Raw genomic sequence first — 8,436 nt, forward strand, 5'->3', positions numbered from 1 at the left:
TAAAGATTCGTATAAGATCAGTAATTGCTTAAAATTTTCAGGGTGATCACTTATATAACGTATACTGTTTTCCATATATAGCACTTCCTGTTTTTTTTGAATTTACCCATACGTGATAATCATATAGTGATAATGTTCGATGTTTCATTTCGGACTCCTCCTGTTTCACTATTCATTATTGACATAACATAAGGTATCGGTAGTCAATCTATCTATTTAGAATTCTATAGAAATCCTCCCAGACCTTGTTCTGAAGAGATTTCGTGTTAACATAAAACTCGTTTGCGGAAGTGAAAAAAGCGCAAACCCGTTCAGTAACAACTCGTTTGCGCTTTTTTTCTATTATGAACGAGCATAATTTCCATATCTATTAATTACCTTTAAACTTCATAAAAAAAGTACACAAACAGATAGTTCGCAAAAAAACGTTCGTATTTGTATACTTTTACGAATAAGGAAAAGTATACCTAATTTTGAACGACACATTTCTAATCTATAACTAATTACATTTAAGTTCAAAAGCATTTCGAATAAAAAAAGGAAAAACATTTAATAAGTTTTTTATTAAATATAGACTGAAGGAGCGTAACAACCCTTGGTATTCGCAATTATTTATAAATTTTTATCCTCGCTACTAATAAAGCCTGAACCAAAAATTAAAAAACGCGTTAGTTAGTTTAACTATTCATATAGGAAAGATAAAGCCCATCCACTTAGGGGACTGACCCCTAGGTCGATGGGCTTTTTTATCTATTTTATACTATGTTATCCCAACCATCCTCTTCTTTTCTTTCTTCTAGTATGGCGTAGAAACACTTTTGTTCACTTTTACATAAAAATTAGATATATGGTTAAAATATCCAAAAATAAGAAAGTGCTGAAACTATGTCTTTATCCTTTGAAAACCAAAACATAATAAAGAATTGTCACCATGATAATACAAATTAATGTACGGATTATACAGTAGAAAGTATACAGGATTCATCATGAACGAATCTTAATATCATTAAACAGTTCAGACTTCGCCGTTCGTCAAGTGAAAGTGCGGAAAAGTTCCGGTGTTAAAGGATTCATTTTTTATGCGTTCAAACAAAGACTGCGAAGAAGGTGACAATAATGAAACGTAAAGGGGCTTTTCTTTTACTGCTGATGACGATGGTGGTCTTGCTCTCCAGTTGTTGGAGTAAAAAAGAGTTAACTGACCTGGCCATTGTATCAGCAGTAGGTATTGATAAAACGAAAGATGGATATCACTTAACGTTCCAGATTATTAATCCAGGAAACGTGGCTGGAGGCATACAAGGTGGAGGAGGTGGTTCTCTAAGTCCACCTATTACCATCTATTCAGCTTCTGGCGACAATTTAGTCGAAGCAAGTAGACGGGCTTCAGGCACAATTTCTCGAAGATTGTATTATGCCCATGCAAACTTGGTGGTGATTGGTGAAAAGTTAGCAAGAGAAGATGGAATCATCCCGTTAATAGATGCTTTTGACCGTGACCCTGAGTTTCGGAATACTTCAACCATAGTGATTGCCAATCATTCTACTGCCGCAGATCTCGTTAAAACATTAACGCCCGTTGACAAGATTCCAGCAAATAAAGTGCTGAAAACCCTAGAATTCACTCAAAGAAAATGGGGAGAGACCGTAAAGTTAACACTTCAAGAAGTGATGAAAGGATTACAATCGCCTGGAGAGGAAACCATAGTAGCAGGATTTCGTCTTGTAGGCAATCATCAGAAAGCACAAAAGCTAGAGAACCTTCAAGAAAGTGCGCCCGAATCAACAATTGGTGCTTCCGGACTTGCCGTTTTAAGAAAAGGAAAATTAATAGATTGGCTTTACGGAGGCACAGCAAGAGGAACGGTTTGGATTCTGGATGAAATACAAGGGACAGATATTAATATTGACTGGGCTGGTAAAAAAGAAGCCATTGCTTACCAAACTGTGCGTCAAAAAACAAGTATGTCTGCTCAAGTGAAGAATGGTCAACCTCGGATTTCAATTCATACTCGCGTCGAAGGAGACATTGGTGAAATGGAGGTACCTGTAGATATTACCAATCCAAAGGTCATCAGAAAGATCGAACTATCCTTGAGGAAAGAAATAAAAAAAGAGCTAGAGAAAGCTATTAAACATGCGCAGAAAGAGAAAGCAGATATTTTTGGATTCGGCGAAGTCATCCACCGTTCTAGACCAAACGAATGGAAAAAAATAAAACCTAGATGGAGTGATGTGTATTTTCCAAAATTGAATGTAGATGTTACAGTGGAAGCCTATGTCCGTCGTTCTGGCTTACGAAACAAGTCGTACCTTTCAGGAGTGAAAGAGAACCAATAATGATAAAAGGGACGTTCCTGTATGCTGAGCGTTCTTTTTTACCTATTTATTCACTCATCTCAAGGAAGATTTCTATATAGAAAAAATAGATGATAAATTATTGAAATAAGAGATGGAAGTATAACTTCAGCAACTAGGTTATCTAGTTTGCTTTCTATAAAATGGGAGATAATAATGATAAGAATTTCTAATTAGTGTACTGTAGAGTGGGTTCTTTCTGCAGTATTAAGGGAGTATAACTAATTGTTTGTTAAACTAAGTTCTATAGGTGGTTTTTTTACTTTACCTGCCTTATGGTTTTAAAGGAGCATATGTTTATGTATATAGGGAATAACCATTTTGTGATTATTGGTTGGAATGAACGAGTCAAGAATCTTCTTTTTTGTTTTGGCGAATCTTTATCTCTAACTAAGGTTGTTTTGATTGATAGCACACTGGAAGAAAATCACTTGTTGCCTGACCATATTTATTTTATTAAGGGAGATCCCCAAGATCCCGAAACATTAGTAAAAGCGAATATTCAATATGCCGAAAAAGTACTTATAACAGCCGATCCAGACAAGACAGAGGAACATGCTGATATAAATTCAATTTTATCTCTTATTGCTTGTAAGGGAATAAAGCCTTCTATTTACAGTATTGTTGAAATTCTAACATCTAAACACAGGGTCAATGCAAAGCATGCTGGTGCTGATCAAATTATTTACAGAAGCTTGCCAATCAGTAATCTTATGCACGATAAATTATTCAGTAAAGAAATGCTTAATTAAGCTGATGTAATGTCGGTTATTTTAAATGTCAAATGTCATCTGTTTTTCTTAACACAAAGTGAATGATCGAATTAAACCCCCTTTTCATACATACGAAAAGGGGGTTACTTTTTTATTTCTTAAATTTATAAGGCAATGTTGTCACAATGACATTTTTTCGATAAAGAAGGTGTGCCCTTAGTAATAAACTTGACTGGTTATGCAATGCATTATGCCAGCTTTTTCTTGTGATAAATTGCGGAATTAACACTGTGACAGCCATATGGCTATCGCCAGCTCGTTCTTCTACACGATCAATAAAGCGTAAAAGAGGTCCAACTAAGCTTCGATATTGTGAGTAGAAGGTAACTAAGCGTATATCAGGATATCGTTCGTTCCATATCTCTTCCATTCTCTTTTCACTTTCACGGTCAAATGCCACATGGACCGCAATAACTGTGTCTCCAATAATTTTTGCATAGTTAATTGAATTCTCGACAGCCCTTGTTAAGCCCGCAACTGGTATAATGACTACATTTCCTTCTAGTGCTAATGCTTCTTTATCTCCTGGCTTGATGCGAAGTTGCTTTCCTACCTCTACATAATGGTTCTTAATACGGTGGAACAGATAGACAATGAGAGGCAAGAAGATTAAAACAGCCCATACTTGCGAGAATTTTGTTGTAAAGAAAATAATCAGTACTGTAAAGCTAATAAAAGCTCCTATAAAATTGGTCACTAATTTCCCCTGCCAGCCAGCTGGCTTTTCCCTAAACCATTTAACAATCATACCCGTTTGAGATAGCGTAAATGGAATAAATACTCCAACTGCGTAAAGAGGAATTAACCGTTCTGTATCGCCTTGAAACGCTATGATAAGCAAGATAGAGGCAATTCCAAGTGTCACAATCCCATTTGAATAGCCCAAACGATCACCACGTATCGTAAACATACGAGGAATATACTTATCGACAGCTAAATTAACAGCCAGTAAAGGAAAGGCGGAAAAGCCTGTATTGGCAGCCAATACTAAAATTAAAGCCGTCGTACCCTGAACAAAATAATAGAAACTATTTCGTCCAAACACTTGGGAAGCAAGCTGCGACACAACCGTCTCCTCTGCTTTAGGTACAATTCCAAACCAATAAGCCAAGAACATGACACCTGAAAATAAAATAGCTAAAATAACGCCCATTGCAACAAGCGTACGAACTGCATTTCTTGCAGCTGGCTGTCTAAAGTTTGTTACAGCATTTGAAATAGCTTCTACGCCTGTAAGGGCTGAACATCCTGATGAAAAAGCACGTAGTAGTAAAAATAAGCTAATTCCAGGAACTGCCGTTCCAATAGCTGGATGAACGTCAGGAGAGATCTGACCAGTCGCTACTTTCCACATTCCTATCCCTATTAATAGAACTAATGCAAGAACAAATAAATAAACAGGATACGCTAATGCTGAAGCAGATTCTGTTACCCCTCTTAGATTCAAAACCATAATAAAAATAACCAATAAGCAAGCGATGATGACCCTATAGTCATGAAGAACAGGAAAAGCAGACGTTAACGCATCAGTTCCAGATGAAATACTTACAGATACCGTTAAAATATAGTCTACTAATAAAGATCCTCCAGCAATAAGCCCTGCATTCTCGCCAAGGTTATGTTTAGATACAACATAAGCGCCACCACCTTCTGGATAGGCATAAATAATTTGTCGGTAAGAAAGAATAAGTGCCGTTAAAAGAATAAGTACACCAATACCGATAGGTATCGAATACCAAAACGCAATCATTCCAATAGTAGCAAGTACGATTAAGACCTGCTCTGGGCCATATGCCACGGATGAAAGTGCATCGGATGAAAGAATAGCTAAGGCCTTGATCTTATTTAACTTTTGTTCACCTAGCTCCTTTGATTTAAGTGGCCTCCCAATTAATAAACGTTTTAGGGATGAATAACTCATCTAAACTCCTCCTGGAACCTTTGCCATTTACCTATATTAGTTTACTTTCATCATTCCCTATCTCAGAAAAAAAACACAAAAAAGAACACTAAGGTTCTGCTTAGTGTTCTTTCCAGGACAAATAAAAGCAAACCTTCTCTCCAAACGCTGATGAGGTTAGCTGTCGGGTTCGGGCCTTTAGAGTAGCCCTACCTTCTTTTAGAAGGATTCACCCCAAGTGCAAGTGCACACAAAAATGGGTCCCCCACTCCTTAGTGGATTAAGCGATAAAAGGTATGAAAATAGTAAGATCATATATGTATGTTAGGTACTATACGCCTGAATTTTACGTTTGTAAAGAGAGATTTTAATTAAAATTAATATTTCATATAATTCTTTTTTATACTGTTTTTCTGTTGGATGCTCTGTGATTTTTTGCTTATAGTTTTGGGACATTATTTGTTGCAACTTTATATAAGAAAAATTATAGAATCCAAACAGAAAAAGGCATCCAAGGAGGATGAAGCCTTTATATTTGTATAAAGAAGGGCTTAATTCTTTAAAATTCGATGCTTTACTAAACTTCGATAATAACCATAAATAATAAGATACGCTATTAAATAACTGATAAAGGTTCCAATAATATTCCATCCATTAAAATACTCTACTCTTCCTACGACTAAGCCCACCCCTTCAAAACCTGTAGTAAACAGAGTAAAACAAAGTAAAAGCATGATGGTATTAACCTTCTTTTTTATTTTAAAATAAATTAAAAAAGAAGATAGGACGGGATAGAAACCAATATTTAAAGGAAATGCCGATAAACTTCGATTTCTAAAAGTTGGTTCGAACTGCCAAAAGTAATTAATTCCCCACTCATTTAACATAAAGGCTACTGTCATTCCTATTGGTGCAAGTAGAAGAACGATTATAGGTTCTTTTTTGTATAATATGAAACCAAAAATCCAAGGTGTAATAAATCCCATAATAATATTTACTAGTATTTTCTCTCTTCTCCTCTCACTAAGATAACTTTTTAATAGGATTGTCAAAACTCAAAAAGATAGTAATGAATGTTTTTTTAAAAAATGAATATTCTACTTAAGAAACTCTAAAATATTCACTCTAATAAATATATAAAGGTGGATTCAATATAAATGAATCATAAGTCTTATAAATTCTTTGTTACATACTTAGTTGTTTCTATTGTTCCCTTTGCTATTATCTTTCTTACCGACTGCTTAGTTCAAATGACTCGTAGAAAGTAATTTATATACTAGTTGGTACTAAACGATTAATTTCTTTGAACGGGGTTTCCTCTTCCTATCAGACATAAGTACAACTACGCTTCTGTTTTTCTCCCTAATAGGCTCGCCACTCGGCCCGATTTCAAATAAATGCTGTACTAAAAAGTCTTCTATGCATTAGAAATACCCTTTAGGGGAAAGTAAAAAAAGAAAGGAAGGTGAAATATGTGCCTGATATTTTGCAAGCCTTGAAAAGTGTAATTCAGTCTTTTGTTAAAGATGAGAACAAAACGCCTCTTCACATTGGCGAGGCGATGGGATGCTGGATGTTTTTAGCGTTAGTGGGTGAGACACAAGTACAGACTGAAGCAGGAATTAACAGTACAACGGACCCTGAATTGAGAAAAGCCCTTCAAGAAGCAGTCAACCTCTTCAAATCGGAGAAAGAGCGAATTTCAGCATTTATGCGATCAGAAGGAATTCCGTTACCACCTCTTAGTGAATCGAAACCAATCTCTGACCCGAATAGTGTTCCATTGGGGGTTAAGCTGACGGATAACGAGCTTGCAAACAGCCTTAAGAAAAAAATATCGATGGCGATTACAAACTGTTCGGAAACGGCGTCGCGATCCCTTCGCAGCGATGTTAGTCTGATGTGGGCCGAATTTTTGCAAGAGCAAATAACCTTTTTAATAATATTTAAATCATTGATGCGAAAACGGGGATGGCTCAAAGTTCCACCACCGTATTATCCTGCAGGTTTGCCACAAACAGAAAAGTGAGGTGAGGGATATGTCAGATATTATAAAAGCTGTTAAAAATATTATTCAATCATATGTTGATGATGAACCCAAATCACCCTTACATGTGGGGGAAGTCATGTCCTGCTGGTCCTATCTTTCCGAATTAGCTGACGAACAAGTTCATTCCGAAGCAGGGATTAACAGTACAACAGACCCTGAATTAAGAAAAGCTTTCCATGAAGCAGTTGAGATGTTCAAATCACAGAAAGAGCGAATTATTGCATTTATGTTATCAGAAGGAGTTCCCATTCCACCCTTAAGTGAGTCCAAGCCGAAGTCTAACCCAAGCGATGTTCCATTGGGTGTCAAGTTAACGGATGATGAACTTGCAAACAGCCTTAATATTAAAATGGTTATTTTAATTACCTATTGTGCAAATGCAATCATTCAATCCGCACGCAATGATGTTACTTTGATATGGATGGAATATTTGCAGGAATATATGACGTTTGGAGCAACCCTAAAAGAACTTGTGAAAAGACGAGGATGGCTTAAAGTCCCTCCATACTATTATGCTCCGGGAGCACCGATAAAATGATACGGTAAAAGAAATTCTTAAGAAAAGGACCTTGATATTCCCGTAGGTCTAGGAGGTCTTTCTCTGTTATGAATAGGCAATTGGTAACTTGAACAAACTACTCAAGAAGAAACGGGGCATCGTCTTATACAACCTAATTACGTAACGAAAAAAAACTGCTGATTGCACACCAGTAGTTTTTTCTTTTTTATGGATTTTATCGGCAATCATATATTCCTTAAAAGATTTTTAGAATAGTTACGATCTCCTTGGGAACATTAATTTTTGTGGAGGTGATTGTAATGAATAACAACCAACAGCCAAACAAAACTTCTGCAGGAACAAACGCTGCAAAAGTAAAACAACAAAATGCTGCATCTGCATCTAACAAATTTGGAACAGAATTTGCTAGTGAAACAGATGTACAAGCAGTAAAACAACAAAACTCTCAAGCAGAAGCTAAAAAAAATCAACAATCTAGCCAACAATAAAGTTAACAAACAAAGGGTGTTTCCATAATCGTCGGAAACACCCTTTGTTACTTATTCAATTAAAGCGCCAGATTGCGGAATCTCGATACCAGTTAATGATTATTAAAATTAAAGCCTATGATAGTTTGAAAATGTTAAATTGAGTTTTAGAGAAACAACTTTTTATATATTAACTAAGTGAAGTTCAAGATTGGCATAAGCATTTATCGTTTTATATTTCTTGTCATTCCAATTGAGTATTTCTTAAATCCTAAAGATTCATAATAGGATTCCAAATTTTCTACACACATAAGTTGAGGAATAACTCGATTTTGCTCACAATGTTGAATGATTCGGTTCAACATTTC

Annotated in this window: 7 protein-coding genes, 1 pseudogene and 1 riboswitch; of the genes and pseudogenes, 5 read left to right on the top strand and 3 right to left on the bottom strand. The window is 35.9% G+C overall.

The features are described 5' to 3' along the window. Positions 1–1,116: 1,116 nt before the first annotated feature. Together ACFX4N_RS30815 and ACFX4N_RS30820 are read left to right on the top strand one after the other, a co-directional pair. Complete coding sequence (locus ACFX4N_RS30815) at positions 1,117–2,340, top strand: Ger(x)C family spore germination protein (RefSeq protein ID WP_192101430.1); 1,224 nt, start codon at positions 1,117–1,119, stop codon at positions 2,338–2,340. A gap of 317 nt (positions 2,341–2,657) precedes the next feature. Beyond that, a complete protein-coding gene (locus tag ACFX4N_RS30820) occupies positions 2,658–3,110 on the top strand; it encodes an NAD-binding protein (protein WP_192101429.1) in 453 nt (150 codons plus the stop codon). Positions 3,111–3,222: 112 nt separating this feature from the next. Here ACFX4N_RS30820 and ACFX4N_RS30825 read toward each other — a convergent pair whose 3' ends face one another. Both ACFX4N_RS30825 and ACFX4N_RS30830 read right to left on the bottom strand, forming a co-directional pair. Further along, positions 3,223–5,052 (bottom strand): APC family permease, encoded by a 1,830-nt coding sequence (locus tag ACFX4N_RS30825; protein ID WP_192101428.1) that lies wholly within the window; start codon positions 5,050–5,052, stop codon positions 3,223–3,225. Positions 5,053–5,183: 131 nt separating this feature from the next. Further along, a riboswitch (cyclic di-AMP (ydaO/yuaA leader) is annotated at positions 5,184–5,328 on the bottom strand. 254 nt (positions 5,329–5,582) lie between these two features. Further along, positions 5,583–6,083: a hypothetical protein gene (locus ACFX4N_RS30830; protein WP_192101431.1), complete on the bottom strand. Its 501-nt coding sequence runs from the start codon at positions 6,081–6,083 to the stop codon at positions 5,583–5,585. Positions 6,084–6,505: 422 nt separating this feature from the next. Between ACFX4N_RS30830 and ACFX4N_RS30835 the strand changes: the two genes are divergently transcribed. The 3 genes from ACFX4N_RS30835 to ACFX4N_RS30845 all read left to right on the top strand — a co-directional run bounded on the left by ACFX4N_RS30835 (position 6,506) and on the right by ACFX4N_RS30845 (position 8,089). After that, positions 6,506–7,060 carry a DUF3231 family protein gene (locus tag ACFX4N_RS30835; protein ID WP_255298038.1) on the top strand — a complete coding sequence of 185 codons (555 nt, stop codon included), beginning with the start codon at positions 6,506–6,508 and terminating at the stop codon, positions 7,058–7,060. Between the two features lie 10 nt (positions 7,061–7,070). Further along, positions 7,071–7,619: a DUF3231 family protein gene (locus ACFX4N_RS30840; RefSeq protein WP_098787096.1), complete on the top strand. Its 549-nt coding sequence runs from the start codon at positions 7,071–7,073 to the stop codon at positions 7,617–7,619. Positions 7,620–7,900: 281 nt separating this feature from the next. Then, positions 7,901–8,089, top strand: a complete 189-nt coding sequence (locus tag ACFX4N_RS30845) for a gamma-type small acid-soluble spore protein (protein WP_057240817.1) — start codon at positions 7,901–7,903, stop codon at positions 8,087–8,089. Positions 8,090–8,292: 203 nt separating this feature from the next. On the opposite strand, the pseudogene ACFX4N_RS30850 reads toward ACFX4N_RS30845, so the two are convergent. Continuing rightward, a pseudogene (locus ACFX4N_RS30850) lies at positions 8,293–8,436 on the bottom strand (GNAT family N-acetyltransferase); the annotation flags it as partial.

This window comes from Priestia sp. YIM B13551, from assembly GCF_042787905.1.
GTDB lineage: Bacteria > Bacillota > Bacilli > Bacillales > Bacillaceae_H > Priestia.